The organism is Algibacter ulvanivorans, assembly GCF_048381495.1.
Lineage (GTDB): Bacteria > Bacteroidota > Bacteroidia > Flavobacteriales > Flavobacteriaceae > Algibacter_B > Algibacter_B ulvanivorans.
Map to the genome: position 1 here is coordinate 159,398 of NZ_JBLWGD010000002.1, position 20,038 is coordinate 179,435.

Annotated in this window: 22 protein-coding genes; 10 read left to right on the top strand and 12 right to left on the bottom strand. The window is 31.2% G+C overall.

The annotated features are described in order from the left end of the window. Positions 1-92 precede the first annotated feature (92 nt). Positions 93-1,865 carry an ABC transporter ATP-binding protein gene (locus ACNG5D_RS06255; RefSeq protein ID WP_418182639.1) on the top strand — a complete coding sequence of 591 codons (1,773 nt, stop codon included), beginning with the start codon at positions 93-95 and terminating at the stop codon, positions 1,863-1,865. A 5-nt stretch (positions 1,866-1,870) separates the two neighbouring features. Then, complete coding sequence (locus ACNG5D_RS06260; RefSeq protein WP_418182640.1) at positions 1,871-2,389, top strand: DinB family protein; 519 nt, start codon at positions 1,871-1,873, stop codon at positions 2,387-2,389. Positions 2,390-2,412: 23 nt separating this feature from the next. On the opposite strand, the gene ACNG5D_RS06265 is transcribed toward ACNG5D_RS06260, so the two are convergent. Next, positions 2,413-3,033 carry a hypothetical protein gene (locus ACNG5D_RS06265; RefSeq protein WP_418182641.1) on the bottom strand — a complete coding sequence of 207 codons (621 nt, stop codon included), beginning with the start codon at positions 3,031-3,033 and terminating at the stop codon, positions 2,413-2,415. A gap of 47 nt (positions 3,034-3,080) precedes the next feature. Next, on the bottom strand, positions 3,081-4,286 hold the full coding sequence (locus ACNG5D_RS06270) for a multidrug effflux MFS transporter (protein WP_418182642.1): 1,206 nt from the start codon (positions 4,284-4,286) through the stop codon (positions 3,081-3,083). A gap of 155 nt (positions 4,287-4,441) precedes the next feature. On the opposite strand from ACNG5D_RS06270, the gene ACNG5D_RS06275 reads away from it, so the two are divergent. From ACNG5D_RS06275 to ACNG5D_RS06285, 3 genes are all read left to right on the top strand, one after another. Further along, a complete protein-coding gene (locus ACNG5D_RS06275) occupies positions 4,442-5,056 on the top strand; it encodes a DEAD/DEAH box helicase (protein ID WP_418182643.1) in 615 nt (204 codons plus the stop codon). Between the two features lie 5 nt (positions 5,057-5,061). Next, positions 5,062-5,703 (top strand): acyloxyacyl hydrolase, encoded by a 642-nt coding sequence (locus ACNG5D_RS06280; protein WP_418182644.1) that lies wholly within the window; start codon positions 5,062-5,064, stop codon positions 5,701-5,703. Between the two features lie 92 nt (positions 5,704-5,795). Continuing rightward, on the top strand, positions 5,796-7,394 hold the full coding sequence (locus ACNG5D_RS06285) for a helix-turn-helix transcriptional regulator (RefSeq protein WP_418182645.1): 1,599 nt from the start codon (positions 5,796-5,798) through the stop codon (positions 7,392-7,394). Between the two features lie 308 nt (positions 7,395-7,702). Here the strand turns inward: ACNG5D_RS06285 and ACNG5D_RS06290 are convergent, their stop codons facing one another. The 7 genes from ACNG5D_RS06290 to ACNG5D_RS06320 all read right to left on the bottom strand — a co-directional run bounded on the left by ACNG5D_RS06290 (position 7,703) and on the right by ACNG5D_RS06320 (position 14,172). After that, positions 7,703-9,253 carry an acyl-CoA carboxylase subunit beta gene (locus ACNG5D_RS06290; protein ID WP_418182646.1) on the bottom strand — a complete coding sequence of 517 codons (1,551 nt, stop codon included), beginning with the start codon at positions 9,251-9,253 and terminating at the stop codon, positions 7,703-7,705. A 2-nt stretch (positions 9,254-9,255) separates the two neighbouring features. After that, entirely contained in the window at positions 9,256-10,698 is a 1,443-nt protein-coding gene (gene accC, locus ACNG5D_RS06295; RefSeq protein WP_418182647.1) for an acetyl-CoA carboxylase biotin carboxylase subunit, read from the bottom strand. Between the two features lies 1 nt (position 10,699). Continuing rightward, the gene (locus tag ACNG5D_RS06300) at positions 10,700-11,185 is read right to left on the bottom strand and encodes an acyl-CoA carboxylase biotin carboxyl carrier protein subunit (RefSeq protein WP_418182648.1); all 486 of its coding nucleotides are present in this window, start codon (positions 11,183-11,185) and stop codon (positions 10,700-10,702) included. Positions 11,186-11,299: 114 nt separating this feature from the next. Next, positions 11,300-11,977, bottom strand: coding sequence for a PrsW family intramembrane metalloprotease (locus ACNG5D_RS06305; protein WP_418182649.1), 678 nt, complete (start codon positions 11,975-11,977; stop codon positions 11,300-11,302). Further along, the gene (locus ACNG5D_RS06310) at positions 11,978-12,529 is read right to left on the bottom strand and encodes an NUDIX hydrolase (protein WP_418182650.1); all 552 of its coding nucleotides are present in this window, start codon (positions 12,527-12,529) and stop codon (positions 11,978-11,980) included. A 44-nt stretch (positions 12,530-12,573) separates the two neighbouring features. Then, positions 12,574-13,662 carry a M42 family metallopeptidase gene (locus tag ACNG5D_RS06315; RefSeq protein WP_418182651.1) on the bottom strand — a complete coding sequence of 363 codons (1,089 nt, stop codon included), beginning with the start codon at positions 13,660-13,662 and terminating at the stop codon, positions 12,574-12,576. Positions 13,663-13,803: 141 nt separating this feature from the next. After that, positions 13,804-14,172 (bottom strand): nuclear transport factor 2 family protein, encoded by a 369-nt coding sequence (locus ACNG5D_RS06320; RefSeq protein WP_418182652.1) that lies wholly within the window; start codon positions 14,170-14,172, stop codon positions 13,804-13,806. Positions 14,173-14,290: 118 nt separating this feature from the next. Here ACNG5D_RS06320 and ACNG5D_RS06325 point away from each other — a divergent pair, with 118 nt between their 5' ends. Genes ACNG5D_RS06325 through ACNG5D_RS06335 form a run of 3 tightly spaced genes read left to right on the top strand, consistent with a single transcriptional unit; the run spans position 14,291 to position 16,096 of the window. Continuing rightward, entirely contained in the window at positions 14,291-14,968 is a 678-nt protein-coding gene (locus ACNG5D_RS06325; protein ID WP_418182653.1) for a DUF4294 domain-containing protein, read from the top strand. Further along, complete coding sequence (gene trhA / locus ACNG5D_RS06330; protein WP_418182654.1) at positions 14,969-15,595, top strand: PAQR family membrane homeostasis protein TrhA; 627 nt, start codon at positions 14,969-14,971, stop codon at positions 15,593-15,595. Positions 15,596-15,604: 9 nt separating this feature from the next. Then, entirely contained in the window at positions 15,605-16,096 is a 492-nt protein-coding gene (locus ACNG5D_RS06335) for a GNAT family N-acetyltransferase (RefSeq protein WP_418182655.1), read from the top strand. Position 16,097: 1 nt separating this feature from the next. Here ACNG5D_RS06335 and ACNG5D_RS06340 read toward each other — a convergent pair whose 3' ends face one another. From ACNG5D_RS06340 to ACNG5D_RS06350, 3 genes are all read right to left on the bottom strand, one after another. Continuing rightward, on the bottom strand, positions 16,098-16,526 hold the full coding sequence (locus ACNG5D_RS06340; RefSeq protein WP_418182656.1) for a DUF4268 domain-containing protein: 429 nt from the start codon (positions 16,524-16,526) through the stop codon (positions 16,098-16,100). Positions 16,527-16,574: 48 nt separating this feature from the next. Further along, positions 16,575-17,249, bottom strand: a complete 675-nt coding sequence (locus ACNG5D_RS06345; RefSeq protein ID WP_418182657.1) for a ZIP family metal transporter — start codon at positions 17,247-17,249, stop codon at positions 16,575-16,577. 106 nt (positions 17,250-17,355) lie between these two features. After that, positions 17,356-18,087: a class I SAM-dependent methyltransferase gene (locus ACNG5D_RS06350; RefSeq protein ID WP_418182658.1), complete on the bottom strand. Its 732-nt coding sequence runs from the start codon at positions 18,085-18,087 to the stop codon at positions 17,356-17,358. A 184-nt stretch (positions 18,088-18,271) separates the two neighbouring features. Between ACNG5D_RS06350 and ACNG5D_RS06355 the strand changes: the two genes are divergently transcribed. Both ACNG5D_RS06355 and ACNG5D_RS06360 read left to right on the top strand, forming a co-directional pair. Beyond that, complete coding sequence (locus ACNG5D_RS06355) at positions 18,272-19,429, top strand: THUMP domain-containing class I SAM-dependent RNA methyltransferase (RefSeq protein WP_418182659.1); 1,158 nt, start codon at positions 18,272-18,274, stop codon at positions 19,427-19,429. A gap of 129 nt (positions 19,430-19,558) precedes the next feature. After that, entirely contained in the window at positions 19,559-20,032 is a 474-nt protein-coding gene (locus ACNG5D_RS06360; protein ID WP_418182660.1) for an OsmC family protein, read from the top strand. Positions 20,033-20,038: the final 6 nt, after the last annotated feature.

A 20,038-nucleotide genomic window follows, 5' to 3' on the forward strand; every position in this document is an offset into this window, starting at 1 on the left:
AAGCAAATAATGTTTTCCTTTATATAATAATAATGGCCATTTTAAAATAATATTTAAATAATACCTTACCTTTAAAAATTGAAAAAATAACCATGCAACACTTAAATAAAACTCAAAAAAATAAAGATAGATTAAAGTCAAAAGTAACCATAGCACAAGCCTTTAAAACCATTATTTGGCCAAGAAGAGGTTTGGTGTTTGTTGGGTTAATATTAATTGTTATACGTAGTCTTGCAGGTTTAATTTTACCGTGGCAAAGTAAAGTTTTACTTGATGAGGTTGTACCAAGTAAAAACATTTCGCAAATTTATACATTAGTTAGTATTGTTTTGGCGGCTATTTTGGTTCAAGCAGCAACATCGTTTGCTTTAACCAGAATATTAAGTGTACAAGCTCAATATTTAATAAGCGAATTGCGAGCTCAAGTTCAGAAAAAAGTATTATCGTTACCCATTAGTTTTTTCGATAATACAAAATCTGGCGCTCTAGTATCTCGTATTATGAGCGATGTAGAAGGTGTTCGTAACCTTATAGGAACAGGTTTAGTACAATTAGTAGGCGGTTCGTTTACAGCAATAATATCATTAATAATTTTAATAAAACTAAACCCGTGGATGACTCTTTTTGTATTCATTCCGCTTTCTATTTTTGGTTACATTGCCTTAAGAGCCTTTAAATATATTCGTCCCATTTTTAGAAAACGTGGTAAAATTAATGCCGAAGTAAAAGGAAGGCTTACCGAAACTATAGCGGGTGTTAGAGTTATAAAAGCTTTTAATGCCGAAGAACAAGAAAATATAGTATTCGAAAAAGGTGTAGATAAACTATACCAAAATGTGAAAAAGAGCTTAACGGCAACGGCTTTAATGACAAGCTCTTCAACCTTTTTAATAGGCGTAGCCACTACAGGAATTATGGCTATTGGTGGCTATTACATGATTGAAAGTGAAATGACTACCGGAGAGTTTTTGTTTTTCACCCTAATTTTAGGATTCATGATTGCTCCAATTGTGCAAATGAGTAATATTGGTAGCCAATTAACAGAAGCTTTGGCGGGTTTAGATAGAACCGAAGAGCTTATGAATATGACCGCCGAAGCCGATAATGTAAATAGAAACATTCAGTTAGAAACCATACATGGAGATATCGAATTTAATAATGTTTCATTTTCTTATGAAGCAGATAAAGAAGTATTGCATAATATAAGTTTTAAAGCCCCAGCAGGATCTGTTACAGCATTGGTAGGGAGTTCTGGATCAGGAAAATCCACTATAGCCGGGTTATCGGCTACATTTTTAAACCCCAAGTCTGGTATAGTTAGTATAGATAATCAAGACCTATCAAAAGTCAAATTAAGTAGTTATCGACAATATTTGGGCGTTGTTTTACAAGATGAGTTTCTATTTGAAGGCACCATAAAAGAAAATATCTTGTTTCCAAGGCCAAACGCTACGGCAAAAGAATTACAAAACGCTGTAAAGGCGGCTTATGTAAACGAGTTTACAGATAGGTTTGATGATGGTTTAGATACCTTAATAGGAGAACGAGGGGTGAAGCTTTCTGGTGGCCAGCGCCAACGATTAGCCATAGCGAGAGCTATTTTAGCAAACCCTAAAATTATTATTTTAGATGAAGCTACTTCAAATTTAGATACCGAAAGCGAAGCCTTAATTCAAAAAAGTTTAAACGAATTGGTAAAAGATAGAACAACCATTGTTATAGCACACCGGTTAAGTACCATTAGAAAAGCAGACCAAATTTTAGTTATAGAAGATGGACATATTGTTGAACGTGGTACACACGACGAATTAATTGCTTTAAATGGCAGATATTTTGATTTATACACCTATCAAGCTAAAATATAATTATTATGAATGTTACAGACTTAAATGATTTAGAGTACAACCCATATTATAAAACCTATATAGGTAAAGTTGCTACACACAATACTTTAATTAAAGGGTTTATAGATGGCGAAATAGACGTTGTGAAATTTTTTAAATCTATACCAAAAGAAAAACTAGAATACCGTTATGCTCCAGATAAATGGACTATAAAAGAGGTATTGCAGCATATTATAGATACCGAGCGTGTTTTTATGTATCGTTGCTTCAGAATAGCAAGACATGATGTAACACCTCTTGTAGGTTTTGAACAGGATGATTATATACAACCCTCGCACGCAAATAAAAAATCTTTAAATGATTTGCTCGAAGCTTATCAAGTTACAAGGCGTAGTTTTATTGTGCTTTTAAAAAATTTAAGTGATAACGATTTAAATGTAGTAGGTAATGCCAATGGAAGTGCATTGTCTGCTAGAGCTGCTGCTTTTATTATATTAGGTCATGAAATACATCATATAGAAGTTATAAAAAATCGCTATTTATAACTCTAGTTTGCTATTTAAATACGCTAATAAGTAGGAGTATTTAAGATTTCTGTAATATAGCCTCGTTTATTAATACGTTGTTGTTTAGTACATAAACCTTTATAATCTGTTTCTAAGCATTTAATTATAATTTCATCTATTAGTAGGTCGTCTTTATTTTTAATCGTAATTTTTGAAAGATTTCCTTTGGCATTATAATAATAAAAATGTGTGTAAAATGTTGTAAAATTATCTTCTATTTTACTAATACTACCGTTTGTATTATAGTGGTAAATAGCTTCGTTTTGTTTATGTCTTTTTTGGCTGTAACAACTAATACGCTCTCTATAATTGGGTTTCCATCGTGTTTTACAATAGTGTGCTTCTCTGTCAGGAAACCATTCTTTTGTAAACCATAGTTTCTTTTCTTTTTTTAAAATTAACTTGCCTTCTTTGTTATAAGTTTCTGCTAATTTTATACGTCCGTTTTTTGTGAAGGTGTAGATTGTTTTTTCTTTTAGAGTTTTTTCACCTAGGCTAATACTATAAGTTTTAGTGGTTAATTCTTTTATTTTACTAATATTAAAATTATGCTTTTTAACAAAAGGGACAGATGCGCAAGATTGCAAAATAATAAGGCTAATAAAGTAAAAATACCATTTCATAGTAGTAATAAAAAGATGTTAACCTAAAGATACTACATTTTAAAAAATTATGCTTTTACAAGTGAAGCGTTTTTTTTAATGAATAAAAACACCAGTACCGATAAGACACCAAAAATAGAAAACCCAATAAATAAAGGTAGTACAGAGTGGGTTACATAGGTGCCAATATAATTAGCAATAGGAACAGCCATTACTGTAGATATAAAACCATTAATAGCAGCGCCTATACCAGCAATATGGCCTAAAGGTTGCATGGCAATGGCTCTTAAATTTCCAAATAAAAACCCAACAGCAAAAAATTGTAAAGCAAAAAAGCTTAATAAAATATAAATACTCGGGTTGTTTCCAGACCAAAATAAAATAACGTATAAAACCGATACTAAAACGTAAGCTATACTAGCAATATAGGCAATTTTTATCATACCATACTTAACTACAAATCTGCTGTTTAAATAAGTAGCTAAGCCTATAGAAATAGCTAAACTAGCAAAAATGTAAGGAAACATTTCTGCTAAATTATACTGTTCTTGAAAAATTTGTTGCGATGTACTTAAATATACCATAAACGAACCCGTAATAAACCCAGACACAAGTGTAAATGCTACAGCTTGTTTGTGTTTAAAAAACTCTTTTGTACCATCAATAAATAAAGTTGGAGTAAACTTTATACGTTTTTCTTTGGCTAAAGTTTCTGGTTGTCTTTTCCAAAACCAAAACATAATTATAATACCAAAAAGTAAATTGAAATAAAAAATTGATTTCCAATCGAAAAAACTAATTAATACCTGCCCTAGAGTTGGTGCTATTACAGGAACTAAAATAAAAAACATAACCACTATCGAAATTATTTTAGCCATATAATCGCCATGATAAGAATCTCTTATCATGGATAAAGCTAAACTTCTAGGAGAAGATAAACCAATGCCTTGAAATATTCTACCAATAATCATGATTTCAAAATTTTTGGTAGTTACACATACAATACTAGCAATAATAAACACTAGAAAACCAATAAAAACTATAGGTTTTCTGCCAAAACTATCAGATAGTGGTCCAAATATCAATTGGCCAAAACCAAGGCCAAGAAAAATCATGGTAATTAATAATTGATTGTCGTTAGCGTTTGTTGCATTAAGTGTTAAGCCAATATCTGGCAATGCAGGAAGCAAAGCATCAATAGATAATGCTACTATAGACATTAAAGAGGCCATTAAAGCTACAAATTCTAACTTAAGTTCTTGGGGTTTTTTCATAAGGTAAAAGTAGTAGAATTATAATTCTTATCTTATTAATAAGTATCTATTAATACAATATTAACATTGGTAAACTTGATATAAGCTCAGAATTTTAACAAGGGTTTTGGGTAGCGGTATTAAACACTATATTTGCAAACGGTTAACCTTATTTTATGTCGTTTAAAAAACTTATTCTGCCTTTAAAAGAATCTTTAAAAGAAAAAGGGTTTGTCGAGCCATTGGCTTTTCAAAAACTAGTTTTATCAAAAATAAAAGGAGGCGCTAGTATGTTTTGTATTGCGCCAAAACTAGCAGGAAAAACAACTAGTATTGTAATTAGTGTAATTCAAAAATTAAATGGTAAGGCTTTTGAAGATGCACCTAGAGCTTTAATTTTTGTAAAAGATAAAGCTGCTGCTTTGCAATTAGAATTAGAGTTTAATGCATTTTTAAAGGGTACAGATTTACGAGTGTATTGCGCTTATGATGAAAAAAATATAGAAGACCAACGCAACGAAATTTATGATGGTGTAGATGTTGTAATAGCAACACCAAAACGCTTAAATAAGTTATATTATCTTAATGGAATAAACTTAAATAAGTTACAAATGTTTATTGTAGAAGATGCCGAGTTTTTGTTTAAAAATAATAATCTTTCAGAAATAACAAGAACCCCAGAAAGTATAAGTAAATGCCAATATTTAGTGTTCTCAACCGTATTCGATAAAAGATTTGAACGCTGGCAAGATACCTTTATGTTTAATGCACAAATTATAAATTCTAAGTAGTTTTAATGAATAAAAGATTAGCAATTTCGGTTTTTATAATTTTACTATGTTTAAGTAATACTTTTAAAGGAGAAGCTCAAATAAAAAAAGAAAATTTAAAATTAGGGTTTTCTTATGGCACAGGCTCTCAAAATAAATTTCCTTTTAATTTAGATGATTATACGCATGAAGTAACATTTTATAAGGCTCAGATAAATTACTTAATTAAAGAAAAAAGAAAATGGGATTTTGAGCTTAATTTAGAGCCAAGTTATAACGAAGCTAAGCATCAACTTTTAAATAGATACTATGTTAAACCAACCGATGCAGAAAACTACCAAGAGTTAACTGAATTATACATGCAAAAACGTACCATAAAAGAATATGTTTTAAATATAGGTTTTATTGCCAGATACAAAATATATAATGGTATTAGCACTTATGCTATTGGTAGTTTAGGGCCTATGATTTCTGATAAAGCAACCGAAAGGTTAGCAAAAGGTTTTGCGTTTTCAGATATTTTTGGTTTGGGACTATCTTATGGTTTTAATAAACTACAATTAGACTTTAGGTATTCGGTTAGGCATACATCAAATCTAGAATTGAAAAAGCCTAACGGAGGGCATAATACTACAAATGCAGAATTATCTGTGTTATTTAAGTTGTAGTGTAAATAACTTTATGTTGTAATCCTTTACGTATTTTGTCGTAATTTTGATTATATTTACTTTGCTTTTAATTAATTAGTACGAAAGTAAATATGCCCAAATTTAATTTTCATCAAATTGCCATAAACTTATGCTTAAGTGTATTTGTATTTTGTCTACCTCTTTTTGGCCAGAGTACCGAAGAATATTATAAACTTTTAGATTCTGCCGATTTTTACATTGATACCAACACAGAAAAGGCTCAGGCTTTCCTTAATGCTATACCAAAGCCTATAGAACAAAGTATTTCAGGCAGATTAGCAACGTATTACGGTTTACAAACAATTATCTATGATGAGTTTAATGCATACGCTAAATACCACCAAAGCGCTATTTTAGCAATAAAATATGCCGAAAAGGAAAATAATTTTTGTGTGGCTGGCGATGCCTGTATAGGTTTGTTTTCAAATTTATACTTCATAGAAAAAGATACAACAGCTGTAAGTTATCTTGAAAAAGCTAGAAATTACTACAAAAAATGCGATTATGAGCATGGCTTGTTAGATGTAGAACAAGTAGAAGCTTATGCTAAATTTTTAGATAGAGATTATGAAGCTTGTAATAACTTTTTATTACAAAGGCTTAAAACTTACGAAACGATTAAAGACGACCCTTATTATTATATGTTTGCATTATATATGCTAACATTAAACTACATTAATTTAAATGATTTTAATAATGGGCATAAGTATTTTAATAAGTTTAAAACTATAAAAGAAAACCCTAATACTATTAAATTTAACTATCTTTCTTTTGAAAGCGCTATTAATAGTAGTTTTGCCGATGCTTTTTTTAATAAAAAACAAATAGATTCTACACGTTATTATTTACAAAAAAGCTCGAAAGGAACTAAATATATGGCAGTAGGAGCCTTAAAAGACTATTATAGATTATATGCCGATATGTATAAGCAAGAAGGAAACATTAATGCATCAAAGAAATATATAGATTCTTTGATGTTGTTACAAAACCAATTGTTTGATAATACTGTTGAAGCCAGCTTAGAAGTTAATGACTCTTTGGCTAAAGCAGAAAATGAATTATTGACAGAGAACAGACAAAAGAGGTTTAATAGTGTTTTAGCAGGTTTTCTTGTTATTATACTTTTACTGCTTAGTTTGTTTGTCTTTATTTATTATAAGAAGCAAAAAGAAGAGTTAGCGTTTCAGGCAAAAAATAATTTAAAATATTTAAAATCTAATAACGAGCAACTGGCAATAAAAGTTTATGGTTTAGAAGAATATATAAAAAATTTAAAAATAGAGGTAAAGCATATATCCAGAACCGATTCTATCGAGCAACAAAAAGAGAAAATTAAAGATTTATATAAAAATTTACACATAAACTCCTCTACGTTATTGGATAAAAGTGAAAATCATTCAGATTTAGTAAACGAGTTAAACCTTCAGTTTTTTAAAAAAATTAAAGAAGATTATCCGCAATTAAACAAGTCTGAAATAATAATATGCTATTATTTATTTATGGGTTTTACAAATAAAGAAATAGCAGTATTTTTAAATGTAACTATTAGGTCTGTTGAAAGTAGACGCTATAGAATATCTAAAAAAATAAATCTTGATAAAGAGAATACAACACTTCTTGAATATTTACAAAGTAATTATTACAACACTTTAGATAATAATTTACTTTAATAACAATTTTTTTAAGCTGTTTTTAATGTTGCGTAATAAATGCGTAGTAGTTTTTTGTGCTATTTTGTTGAATATTGTGATATTTGAAGTGCTATTATCAATGCCTTTAATTTAAAATAATTACATGCTTATTTTAAGGGTTAATTTAAAATATTGTTTGATTTGCGTAGGTTGGTTGTATAATCAAATTAGTTTTAGTTTTTTAATTAAGTTTAAGTAATTATTGAGAGCTTTTTTAAGTTCAAAAAAATTGAAGAGAAAAAAGTAGGAGTCTAGAAATAGACTCCTTTTTTTATGAAAATATTTTTTTATAGAGGAATATTACCATGTTTACGTTTAGGCATTTCTACTTTTTTGTGTTCAAGCATATCGAAGGCCTTCAATAGTTTTCGTCTGGTGTTTTTTGGTAGTATAATTTCATCAATAAAACCTCTACTGGCGGCTTTGTATGGGTTTGCAAATTTTTCGGCGTATTCGGTTTCTTTTTCAGCAAGTTTTTTTTCAGGATTATTGGAAGCAGAAATTTCTTTTCTAAAAATAATTTCGCTAGCTCCTTTTGCACCCATAACAGCAATTTCTGCACCTGGCCAAGCAAAGTTAAAATCGGCACCAATGTGTTTAGAGTTCATAACATCATAGGCGCCTCCATAAGCTTTTCTGGTAATAACTGTAACTCTAGGAACCGTTGCTTCACTTAGGGCATATAAAAGCTTTGCGCCATGAACTATAATGCCGTTCCATTCTTGATCGGTTCCTGGTAAAAAGCCTGGTACATCAACCAAAACTAATAACGGAATATTAAAACAATCGCAAGTTCGTGTAAAACGAGCAGCTTTTCTAGAGCTATTTACCCCTAACACTCCTGCAAAAGCCATGGGTTGGTTAGCAATTATACCAATGCTTCTGCCTCCTAATCTTGCAAATCCTACTATAATACTTTCAGCATAGTCTTTGTGTATTTCATAAAACGAATCTTCATCAATAATTCCAGAGATTACTTGATGCATATCATAAGGTTTGTTTGAGTTGTCTGGAACAATATCAGATAAAACATCTCTTACTTCATCATTAATTTTAAAATTAAGTTTTTTGGTGGTTTCTGTGTTGTTTTGAGGGAGATAGCTTAATAACTTTTTTACGTCTTCCAAGCAGGCTATATCGTTTTCTGAAGTTTTATGCGCTACGCCAGATTTTGTTGCATGGGTTACCGCACCTCCAAGTTCTTCGCTTGTAACTTCTTCATTAGTAACTGTTTTTACTACATTTGGTCCAGTTACAAACATATAGCTTGTGTTTTCTACCATAATGGTAAAATCTGTCATAGCAGGAGAGTAAACGGCACCGCCAGCACAAGGTCCCATAATTGCCGATATTTGTGGAATAACGCCTGAAGCTTGAACGTTTCTATAAAATATATCGGCATATCCGCCTAATGATCTGACACCTTCTTGTATTCTTGCTCCTCCAGAATCGTTAAGACCTATAATTGGTGCTCCCACTTTAACGGCCATATCCATAATTTTACATATTTTTTCGGCATGAGTTTCGGAAAGAGATCCTCCAAAAACAGTAAAATCTTGTGCATAAGTATAAATTAATCTGCCATTAATGGTACCATAACCAGTTACTACACCATCTCCGTAAAATATTTGGTCTTGCATACCAAAATCTGTAGTTCTGTGTGTAACTAAGGCTCCAATTTCTTCAAAAGAGCCTTCGTCAAGTAAGTATTCAATACGTTCTCTAGCGGTTAGTTTTTTGTTTGCATGTTGTTTATCAATGCGTTTTTGTCCGCCTCCTAATTTAGAAAGCGCAATATTTTTATTGAGTTTTTCTATTTTATTTTGTTTAGAATCCATAATTAATAGTTAGGTAAGCGAAGTTGTTTTTGGTCCTCTGTATATTGTTTTAAAGCTATTAAAGCTGCTACTTTAGCTTCGTTTTCGGTTTCAATCTTTAATGTTTCAGGTGTGAAATATTTTTTTACAAAATGAGTATCAAAATTACCAGAACGAAAAGCTTCATGTTCGCATACATATTTGCCAAAGGGTAGTGTTGTTTCTATACCTTTTATCTGGTAGTTTTCTATAGCTTTTATCATGAGCTGTATGGCTTCTTCTCGCGTTTTAGCGTATGTTATTAGTTTTGATAGCATAGGGTCGTAATAAATAGGTACTTCCATACCTTCTTCAAAACCATTATCTACACGAATGCCTTTACCTTTGGGTAATTTATAGATATCTAGAAGCCCTACACTTGGTAAAAAATCGTTAAGAGGATCTTCGGCATAAACACGTAATTCTAGGGCATGCCCATTAATTTTTAAATGGTTTTGTTTTATTTCTAGTTTTTCGCCACGAGCTATTTTAATTTGCATTTCTACTAAATCGATACCAGATATTAACTCGGTTACAGGGTGTTCTACTTGTAAACGGGTATTCATTTCAAGGAAATAGAAATTATGGTTTTCGTCTAATAAAAACTCGACAGTTCCTGCACCTAAATAGTCGCATGCTTTAGCCACTTTTATGGCCGCTTCTCCCATTTTATTTCGCAATTCGGTAGTTAATATACACGAAGGTGCTTCTTCTACTACTTTTTGGTGGCGTCGTTGTATACTACATTCGCGTTCAAAAAGATGTATAATGTTTCCGTGGCTATCTGCCATTACTTGAATTTCGATATGTCTTGGCGATGCTACATATTTTTCTATAAAAACCGAGCCATCTCCAAAAGCCGATGTAGCTTCGCTAATAGCACGATTCATCTGCGACTCTAAGTCGCTTTCTTTTTCAACAACACGCATACCTTTTCCGCCGCCTCCAGCCGATGCTTTTATTAATATAGGAAAGCCAATTTGAGTTGCAATTTCTTTAGCTTTATTTACATCTGTTATGGCTTTGTCTATTCCAGGAACCATAGGGATATTGTACGCTTTAACAGCTTCTTTGGCGGCAAGTTTGCTTCCCATTATTTTTATGGCTTTTGATTTGGGACCAATAAAAATGATGTTATTAGCTTCGCACAATTCTGCAAAAGCTGCATTTTCACTTAAAAAACCATATCCAGGGTGTATGGCATCTACATTTAATTGTTTAGCAACCTCAATAATTTTATCTGCTTTTAAGTACGATTGGTTTGATGGAGGTTCGCCTATACAAACAGCTTCATTAGCAAATTTAACATGTGGCGCATTACGATCTGCGGTTGAAAAAATAGCTACCGTTTTTAGGCCCATTTTTTTTGCAGTTTTCATTACTCTTATGGCTATTTCACCACGGTTTGCAACTAGTATTTTTTTCATATTATTCAAACTCTATTAAAAGTTGATTTTTTTCTACAGCTTCGCCATTTTTAGCTGAAATAGATTTTATAACACCTGCTCTAGGAGACATGATGCTGTTTTCCATTTTCATGGCTTCAAGTATAAACAACGTGTCGTTTTCGTTAACTTCTTGTCCAACCTTAACATGCATTTCTAGTATTAAGCCAGGCATTGGCGCTTTTATAGAATTAATTTGTTTTGTTGTACTTGTAGAAAGCCCCATGGCTTTTATTAACATGTCTAAATGGTTTGAAATATTAACATGATAAATAGAGTTGTTTACTTTTACTTGATATGTTTTTTTATTGAAATTGGCTTCAATAATCTCGGCTTTAAAGGATTTATTGTTTTGAAGGATATGATATTTGTCTTTAGAAGTTTGTAGTGCATCGAGTGCCAAAATTTCTTCTTGATTGATATCTAAATCGATAGTGTTATTTACCTTAACTTTAAAATTTTTACTCATAGTTTAAAAATTACTAGAAGTAAATATAAGAATTTTATTAAGGTAATTTAATAGCTTTTAAAAACCATGTATACAAATAGCGTAGAGCTCGTTTTTTTAATTAACAAAGGGCTTTTATTTTACTTTAAATCTAGAGATTTTTTGATGTTTTTTTATTGCTGTTCTAGATAGTATTATACCTATAATTAACGATACAAATGCGCCTACCCAAATGCCAGGAATAAAATCTATAAACAGAAAAAAATCATAAGCTCCGTGAAATAAAATGGCTAGAAATAGCCCAAATAGGTTTAAACCCACACGATTATTTGAAAATTTAGCTTTACCCATATAATATCCCATTAAAATGCCAAACGTAGCATGTGCGGGTACGGCTGTAAATGCTCTTGCTAATGCAGTTGCATAGCCGCCTTCTATAACATAAAATATGTTTTCGGTAGCTGCAAAGCCCATAGAAACCATAACTGCGTAAACAATACCATCAAAACGTTCATTAAAAGCTTTGTTGGGTTGCGCGAAATATCTAATAATTACGTATTTGCTAAATTCTTCAATTAGGCCTACAACAAAGAAGGCCTTTATAAATTGCTCGAGTATGCTGGTTTTGATTGTTAGTGGCAACACAATATCAAAAACATAGTATAGTATTGATGTTATAATTATACTTACAATAGCTCCTAGCAGAAAATTGTAAAGTAGCAAGCGTCTAGGTTCTTTTTCATATTTATCTTTAAAATAAATATATAGAATAATAACGCAAACTGGAGCAAGGGCTAAAAAAAATAAATTCATTTATATATGCTTCTTTATAGATTCTGCAACAAGTTTATAGTAAGGCTTGTTAGATGCAACAAAATGGTTGCCATTGTTACCTATTGTATTAAAAAGTTGTTTTAATTTATCTAGAGTTACTAATTTAATGGCTTCAACTTCTTCTTTTTGTATTTTTAGTTTTGAAATAGGTGTTTTTAATTCTGCTATAAAAGTATGGTGGAATTCATTATCAAAAATGGTGTTATTGTATGATTTAAAGCATTCGAACACTCCAATTTTCTTTAACTCTTTTTCGGTAATTGTTAATCCTATTTCTTCTTTAGTTTCTCTAATGGCAGCTTTTTCGATAGTTTCACCGGCATCAATATGGCCGGCAACCGATACATCCCACATTAAAGGGCATATTGATTTACTTGCCGAACGTTGAGATAGTAAAACCTCGCCATTAGTAGTAAAAAGCCAAATGTGAGCGGTATTGTGATAATAACCTTTTTGGTGAATAACAGATTTTAATTCAGATTTTCCTGTTGGCTTGCCATATTTATCAACAATATCAATATATTCGTCCATAGTAATTTAAAAAGAAATTCCCGCTTTTTGCGGGAATTGTTTTTTTATTTAAAATAGCTAAACGTTTCGCCGTCTTCTATTTTAAGTAAGGTTTCATAAATTAATTTAATTACGTTTTCTACATCTTCTTTATGGACCATTTCAACTGTTGTATGCATATATCGAAGTGGTAAAGATATTAAAGCAGAAGCTACACCACCATTGCTATAGGCAAAGGCATCGGTATCGGTTCCTGTAGCACGAGATAATGCCGAGCGTTGAAAAGGTATTTTTTTAGCTTCGGCAGTATCTGTAATTAAATCACGTAACTTTTGCTGTACTGCTGGCGCATAAGCTACAACAGGACCTTTACCTATTTCTAATAACCCTGCTTTTTTAGGCTCAATCATTGGGGTTGTAGTATCGTGAGTTACATCGGTAACTATGGCAACGTTAGGTTTAATGGTTTGCGTTATCATTTCGGCACCACGTAAACCAATTTCTTCTTGTACCGCATTGGTTACGTATAGACCAAATGGTAATTCTTTTTTGTTTTCTTTAAGTAATCTTGCTACTTCGGCAATCATAAAACCGCCCATGCGGTTATCTATGGCTCTACAAACAAATTTATCATCATTTAAAATATGAAACTCGTCTGGATACGTAATAACACAGCCAACATGAACACCTAGTTTTTCAACCTCGTCTTTTGTTGCGCAACCACAATCTATAAAAATGTTATCTGGTTTTGGAGGTTCTTCTTTAGCTCTATTACGCGTATGTATTGCAGGCCAACCAAAAACACCTTTAACAATACCTTTTTTAGTGTGTATATTAACAACTTTACTAGGGGCAATTTGGTGATCGCTTCCTCCATTTCTAATAACATAGATTAGTCCATTATCAGAAATATAATTAACATACCACGAAATCTCGTCGGCATGCCCTTCAATCACTACTTTATATTTTGCTTTTGGGTTTATAACACCTACAGCGGTACCATAAGTGTCTGTAATAAATTCATCAACATAAGGTTTTAAATAATCCATCCATAGTTTTTGGCCATCCCATTCGTAGCCGGTTGGTGCTGCATTATTTAAATATTTTTCTAAAAAGTCCATAGACTTTTTGTTTAGTATGCTCTTCTTTGCCATTTATAAAAGTTTTGCACTAAAATAATAATATATTAGCTATTAAGGTTTCTTAATTTAAAGTTTTAATGGTTAATTAAACTAGAGAGAGGGTTTAAATTTTTAATTGATGTTTTGTTTAAATATACAGGCGTTAAAATTATTTTAATGCTCTAATAATTTTCGAGCATTAACGGTATCGTAAATAATTTTTAGCTTGCTTATTTTATTGTGTGCATCAAATTCAATAATATCAACAACATCAAACGCTACTTTTTTATTCGTTTTTAAGGTCCATTTGTATGTAAAGTACAAGGCTATATTGTTAGTATCGTTATCTTCAAAAATGCCTAAAAGCTTAAGTTTAGAGTTTGTAGTATCGTTACTTAATTCATAATAAAAATCTTTAGCTTTTTTAGTGCCGTAAAGTGGCGAATAAACCATACCATTAGTATTAAATAAATTAATTATACTATCAATAGCACCATTTTCAAGGTAGTCTATGTATTTTTTAGCAACTTCTTTTTTTGTCATGAGTTTTATTTTGTAAGGCTAATTTAGTTATAAGTGTTTTTATAAATCTAATTTTTAGATAATTAGTTTTTATAATTTCTGTATTTTTGGCATAATAAATGTCCCAATGGTTTATTAAATGAACTACTTAAAATATATACTTATAATTTTTCCGTTTTTGCTTTTTGGTCAAATAGAGGAAGTTAAGCAAGATTCTATCGCCGAAAAGTATTTAATAATTGAAGGCGATTCTGTACCAAGAACATCTATAGATTTAGATGAAGTGATGCTGCTTCATAAACTAAAATTTGATAGCAAAAAGGATAGAATTCGTTATTTAATTTTAAGACGAAAAACGATAAAAGTATATCCTTATGCTAAATTAGCTGCCGAGCGTTTAGACTCTATGAATGCTCGTATGATGACACTTACCAAAAACAGAGATAAAAAACGTTATACTAAACGAGTACAAAAATATATAGAAGGCGAATTTTCTGAAGAACTAAAAAAACTAACCAGAACCGAAGGACAAATTTTAGTAAAACTAATACACAGACAAACAGGTAGTACTGCCTTTAATTTAATAAAAGAATTGCGTAGTGGTTGGCGTGCCTTTTGGTATAATACAACAGCGAGTATGTTCGATATTTCTCTAAAGCGTGAATTTGACCCAAAAAACGAAAAAGAAGATTATTTAATTGAAGATATTTTACAGCGTAACTTTCAAAGTGGCCGATTAGATCGCCAAAAACCTGCTATAGATTTTGATTTTTACGATTTAACCAATAAATGGGTGCACCAAAAAACCGCAGAGTAAATGCGTACTCAAACACCACTTGAAGAAAAATTAAATACCCTAACACATGCATTAGGTGCTTTACTTGGGGTCGTTGCTTTGGTATTGTTAATTACTAATAATACTAACAAAACACCATGGAGTTTATTTAGTGTTATAGTTTACGGTATTACAATTATTATACTGTTTAGCGCATCTACATTTTACCATGCCGCAAAAAATAAAAAACGTAAACATTATTTTAGAATTTTAGATCATATAAGTATATACTTTTTAATAGCAGGTACATATACGCCAGTTTGTTTAATTTCTTTAGAGCCAACTTTAGGTAGTACACTTTTTTTTGTAGTTTGGGGTATAGCTGCTTTTGGTATTGTTTTAAAATTATTTTTTACTGGTAAATTCGAGACGTTTTCAACTTTACTTTATTTGGTAATGGGGTGGTTAATTGTGTTCGATTTTTCTAACTTATCAAACGTAGTAGGCCATAAAGCTGTATTGCTATTATTTGCAGGTGGTTTGTTTTACACCGTTGGTATTGTATTTTATGCCATTCAAAAAATACCATACAATCATGTTATTTGGCATTTATTTGTGTTATCTGGTGCTATTTGTCACTTTTTTATGATATTTGATTATGTTATTTAATAATTTACTATGATTGATATTATAGCAGCAAACAGTACGCCACAATATTTACAAATAGAAAATTTAGCCAATATTATTTGGAGAGCGCATTATATACCAATAGTAGGAAAGCCACAAATAGATTATATGCTAGATAAATTTCAATCGGCAAAAGCTATTAAGCAGCAAGTAAAACATGGTTTCGAGTATTTTATATTAAATTATAATGGCGTAGCGGTTGGCTATATAGCTATAAAGCAAGAACAAAATGCATTGTTTTTAAGTAAAATATATGTGTTAAGCGATTATAGAGGAAAAAAAATAGGAAAAAATGCTATGCAATTTGTAGAGGAAAAAGCAAAATCTTATAAGTTAAAGCAAATTAGATTAACGGTTAATATTTATAATGCAAACTCTATAAAAGCTTACGAGACATTAGGGTTTAAAAATATGGGGTCTTTAGTTACAGATATAGGAAACGGGTTTGTTATGGACGATTTCGAGATGGTTAAGTTCGTATAAATTAACCTTCAATAACATCTTTATACTCTTCAAAAAAAGCTTCAAACAAGCTCATTTTTTCATTAAAAAACACCATAACATCGCGCCAAGAGTTTTTGTTATGGATAGAAACTTTTTGTTCTAAAGGCACATAAATTCTAGAAATTTCTTTAGAGTTGTCAAGAAAATATGCTTCATTAAATATAGCATCAGGAAGATAATCGTCTAAAAGAATAGATTTTAAAGCTTCTAATTTTTCCCAGTATTTAATACGGTACTCTAAATCGTCTTCTAAATCTAAAGCAATTAAGGCTGTTTTGTTATCAAAATGAAATTTAAAACTTAAACCTTTTAGTTTAGTATCGTACAAAATCCATTTTCTAGGAAACGATTTCCCAAAACTAGTCCAAAATTCTTGTCTTAAGCGTCTAGATTCTTCTTTGCTAAACATTAGTTTTTTGTTTTTTTTCTTTTATAAAATAACGATGTTTTTTTACAATTAAATTAAGTAAGCTATACCAACGCCTAGTATAATAGAAATAAATTTAGATAAATTAAACTTATGCCCATCGCCGCTTTCAAACAATATAGTAGTAGAAATATGAAAAAAGATACCAATAACAAAAGCGTTAATCATGTGTACATAATCTGCTATAAAGGTCGAATTATGAGAAATCCACGTGCCCAAGGGAGTCATAAAAGCAAAAGCTAATAAAAAACAACCAATTTGTATTTTCGAGTAGTTAGATTGTAGTAAAAACATTGTAATTAAAGTTGCTATTGGAATTTTATGTACCAAAACACCATAAACCATATCGTTATGATGATGGATAGAAAAACCCTCTAAAAAACTATGAATACACAAACTAATAAATAATAACCAAGGAAAAGAGGTTTCGTTTTTATGTATATGCACATGCCCATGTTCTGCGCCTTTAGAAAAAAGCTCTAAAACAATTTGTAGCATAATACCGCACATAATAAATAAACCAGTAAGCTTAGTTTCTAAATGGTTATACACTTCCGGAAGCAGCTCAAAAAGTGTTAAAGCTAATAAAAAAGCACCACTAAAGGAGAGTAGGAGTTTGGTGTTCCAAGATTTTTGTTTTTTAGTTACAAAAGCTAAAACAAAACCTAAAACAACAGCTAATAAGGGTAAAATATAATTATTCATTAAAAAATAATAAGTTCAAATTTTTAAATTATTTAATTTTTTTTAGAGTTGTAAAGTAAAATATTGTAATAATGAGGGGTATAGTAACTCAATAACAATTTATTATTTATTTAAAAATCATAATCAAACGCTCAGACAACTTGGTACTAAATTTTCGTAATTTATAATCTCCAAAAACATCTAATAAGTGTACACCAGCCTGCTCGAAAAGTAATTCAAAATCTGCTAAGGTAAAGGCACGAACACGCTCCTGGAAATTATATAATTTTTCATCAACCGTAAAAGTAATATCTTTAATAATATACCCATTTTCCACAAAACGTTTTAAATGAAAATCTATACCATTAACCGTTTTTACCTCTTCGGGCACTAAATTATTAATAACAAATTCGCTATTCATAAAATCAATAACACCAAAACCAAACTCGTTTAATTCGGCCTTAATAGCTTTAATGGTTTTTAAATTATCGGTATCATCATCAAAATAGCCAAAACTGGTAAACAAATTAAAAACAGCATCAAACTGTTTATGGTAAGGTTTACACATGTTATGAACCTCAAATTTTAACCTATGGTTTTCAAACTGTTTGGCGTATTTAATGCTGTTTTCGCTTAAATCTACACCAGTAACATCGTACCCAATTTTATTAAGGTAAAGCGAGTGCCTACCTTTTCCGCAAGCCAAATCTAAAATGGTACCGTGTTCCGGAATATTTAAATAATCGGTAAGTGTATCCATAAAAGCATGAGCTTCGGTATCATTACGGTCTTTATATAAAATATGATAAAATGGCGTATCAAACCACGAAGTAAACCATTTTTTTGTGTTCTTAGTCATAGTATTATTTGGGGGTTACCGCGCCCAAAAGCGCGGTCAGGCTTTCCGTTACAAGTCCTCGCACCAAAAAAGGTGCTGTGGGCTATCCACTTCAATCCTTAACCCGGATTTATCAATAAACTTTACGTTTGCCGCAAAATTACGTTATTTTTGCAATCTATTATTAGTAGAGTAGACGAAAAAGATGGCAGAAAATTTCAATATGGTAGCCAAAACCTTATTTGGCTTTGAAGATTTATTAGAAAAAGAGCTTACACAACTAGGCGCAATGTATATAAAAAAAGGTGTGCGTAACGTAGCTTTTTCTGGAGATAAAGGCTTTATGTACAAGTGTAACTTGGCATTACGTACAGCAATTAAAATTTTAAAACCCATCCATGCATTTAATGTAAAAAACGAGCAAGATTTATACAAAAAAATCTATGCTATGGATTGGTCTAAGTATTTAAAACCAACAGGAACATTAGCTGTAGATGCTACAATACATTCCGATTTGTTTTCACACTCCCTTTATATAGCCCAAAAAACAAAAGATGCCATAGTCGATAAATTTAGAGATACCGATGGGCAACGACCAAATGTCGATTTAAAATTTCCAGACCTAAAAATAAATGTGCATATAGACAGAAACCGGTGTACCATTTCTTTAGATTCCTCTGGCGATTCCTTACATAAGCGTGGTTATAAAACGGCAACAAACATAGCGCCAATAAACGAAGTTTTAGCCGCTGGTTTAATTATGCTTTCTGGTTGGGACGGCCAGTCCGACTTCATGGATCCCATGTGTGGTTCTGGTACCATGCTTATAGAAGCCGCAATGATAGCCTGTAATATACCGCCAAATCTAATGAGAAAAGAATTTGCCTTTGAGCGTTGGCCAGATTGGGATGTCGATTTGTTCGAAAAAATAGAAGAATCACTTCTTGGTAAAACTCGCGATTTTCATCATAAAATAACCGGTTACGACAAAGCACCAAGTGCCGTATCTAAAGCCATAGAAAACGTAAAAAATGCTCAATTAGAAGATTTTATAGAAGTTAAGCACGAAGATTTCTTTAAAACCCAAAAAGGGGGCGATAACAAGTTGCATATGGTTTTTAATCCGCCGTATGGAGAGCGTTTAAATATCGATATGGAGCAGTTTTATGCCAATATTGGCGATACCTTGAAACAAAACTATCCAGGTACAGACGCTTGGTTTATTACCAGTAATTTAGACGCTTTAAAGCATGTTGGCCTACGTCCATCAAGAAAAATACAACTTTACAATGCCAAATTAGAGTCGCGTTTGGTTAAATATGTTATGTACGAAGGCAGTAAGAAAGGCAAGTACATGAAGTAAATTTAGGAGAAGTGTTATTTAGGGCAATCGTTTTTTAATTATTAATAATAACATGAGTAATCTATTAACGGATAACATTATTATTTTATGTAAGTGTTTAATTATTACTCTATTGTAAAAAAACTATAAATGGCATTTAATCATACTTTTAAAGCTACAGTAAACTGGCAAATAGGAGTTAACGAAACAACACAACACCTAAAAGGCTTTAGCAGAAACCATAAAGTAACTATTGCTAATAAAAAAGCACCTTTAGAAGTGTCGGCCGCAAAGCCATTTAGAGGTGACGATACATGTTATAATCCAGAAGATTTGTTGTTATCTGCCATAGCCTCATGCCATATGATGTCGTATTTATATGTTTGTACTCAAAACAATATTGAAGTTTTAAGCTATACAGATACTGCACAGGCTATTTTAAATGTAGAAGCATCGGGTAGCGGGCGTTTTACAAAAGTAATTTTAAAGCCTTTAGTTATTGTAAAAGATGCATTGCAAATAGAATTGGCTATAGCATTACATGCAAAGGCAAATAGTTTATGTTTTATTGCTAATTCTTGTAATTTTACTGTAGAGCATTACCCAGAGGTAAAAACAAAATAAATATTT

Excerpts from the sequence above, each read along its gene's own strand:
- ACNG5D_RS06300 (WP_418182648.1), bottom strand. The coding sequence starts at position 11,185 with ATGAGTAAAAATTTTAAAGTTAAGGTAAATAACACTATCGATTTAGAT.
- ACNG5D_RS06270 (WP_418182642.1), bottom strand. The coding sequence starts at position 4,286 with ATGAAAAAACCCCAAGAACTTAAGTTAGAATTTGTAGCTTTAATGGCC.
- ACNG5D_RS06255 (WP_418182639.1), top strand. The coding sequence starts at position 93 with ATGCAACACTTAAATAAAACTCAAAAAAATAAAGATAGATTAAAGTCA.
- ACNG5D_RS06265 (WP_418182641.1), bottom strand. The coding sequence starts at position 3,033 with ATGAAATGGTATTTTTACTTTATTAGCCTTATTATTTTGCAATCTTGC.
- ACNG5D_RS06350 (WP_418182658.1), bottom strand. The coding sequence starts at position 18,087 with ATGACTAAGAACACAAAAAAATGGTTTACTTCGTGGTTTGATACGCCA.
- ACNG5D_RS06360 (WP_418182660.1), top strand. The coding sequence starts at position 19,559 with ATGGCATTTAATCATACTTTTAAAGCTACAGTAAACTGGCAAATAGGA.
- ACNG5D_RS06310 (WP_418182650.1), bottom strand. The coding sequence starts at position 12,529 with ATGGACGAATATATTGATATTGTTGATAAATATGGCAAGCCAACAGGA.
- trhA (WP_418182654.1), top strand. The coding sequence starts at position 14,969 with ATGCGTACTCAAACACCACTTGAAGAAAAATTAAATACCCTAACACAT.
- ACNG5D_RS06335 (WP_418182655.1), top strand. The coding sequence starts at position 15,605 with ATGATTGATATTATAGCAGCAAACAGTACGCCACAATATTTACAAATA.
- ACNG5D_RS06320 (WP_418182652.1), bottom strand. The coding sequence starts at position 14,172 with ATGACAAAAAAAGAAGTTGCTAAAAAATACATAGACTACCTTGAAAAT.
- ACNG5D_RS06305 (WP_418182649.1), bottom strand. The coding sequence starts at position 11,977 with ATGAATTTATTTTTTTTAGCCCTTGCTCCAGTTTGCGTTATTATTCTA.
- ACNG5D_RS06275 (WP_418182643.1), top strand. The coding sequence starts at position 4,442 with ATGTCGTTTAAAAAACTTATTCTGCCTTTAAAAGAATCTTTAAAAGAA.
- ACNG5D_RS06315 (WP_418182651.1), bottom strand. The coding sequence starts at position 13,662 with ATGGCAAAGAAGAGCATACTAAACAAAAAGTCTATGGACTTTTTAGAA.
- accC (WP_418182647.1), bottom strand. The coding sequence starts at position 10,698 with ATGAAAAAAATACTAGTTGCAAACCGTGGTGAAATAGCCATAAGAGTA.
- ACNG5D_RS06340 (WP_418182656.1), bottom strand. The coding sequence starts at position 16,526 with ATGTTTAGCAAAGAAGAATCTAGACGCTTAAGACAAGAATTTTGGACT.
- ACNG5D_RS06345 (WP_418182657.1), bottom strand. The coding sequence starts at position 17,249 with ATGAATAATTATATTTTACCCTTATTAGCTGTTGTTTTAGGTTTTGTT.
- ACNG5D_RS06280 (WP_418182644.1), top strand. The coding sequence starts at position 5,062 with ATGAATAAAAGATTAGCAATTTCGGTTTTTATAATTTTACTATGTTTA.
- ACNG5D_RS06260 (WP_418182640.1), top strand. The coding sequence starts at position 1,871 with ATGAATGTTACAGACTTAAATGATTTAGAGTACAACCCATATTATAAA.
- ACNG5D_RS06290 (WP_418182646.1), bottom strand. The coding sequence starts at position 9,253 with ATGGATTCTAAACAAAATAAAATAGAAAAACTCAATAAAAATATTGCG.
- ACNG5D_RS06285 (WP_418182645.1), top strand. The coding sequence starts at position 5,796 with ATGCCCAAATTTAATTTTCATCAAATTGCCATAAACTTATGCTTAAGT.
- ACNG5D_RS06355 (WP_418182659.1), top strand. The coding sequence starts at position 18,272 with ATGGCAGAAAATTTCAATATGGTAGCCAAAACCTTATTTGGCTTTGAA.
- ACNG5D_RS06325 (WP_418182653.1), top strand. The coding sequence starts at position 14,291 with ATGAACTACTTAAAATATATACTTATAATTTTTCCGTTTTTGCTTTTT.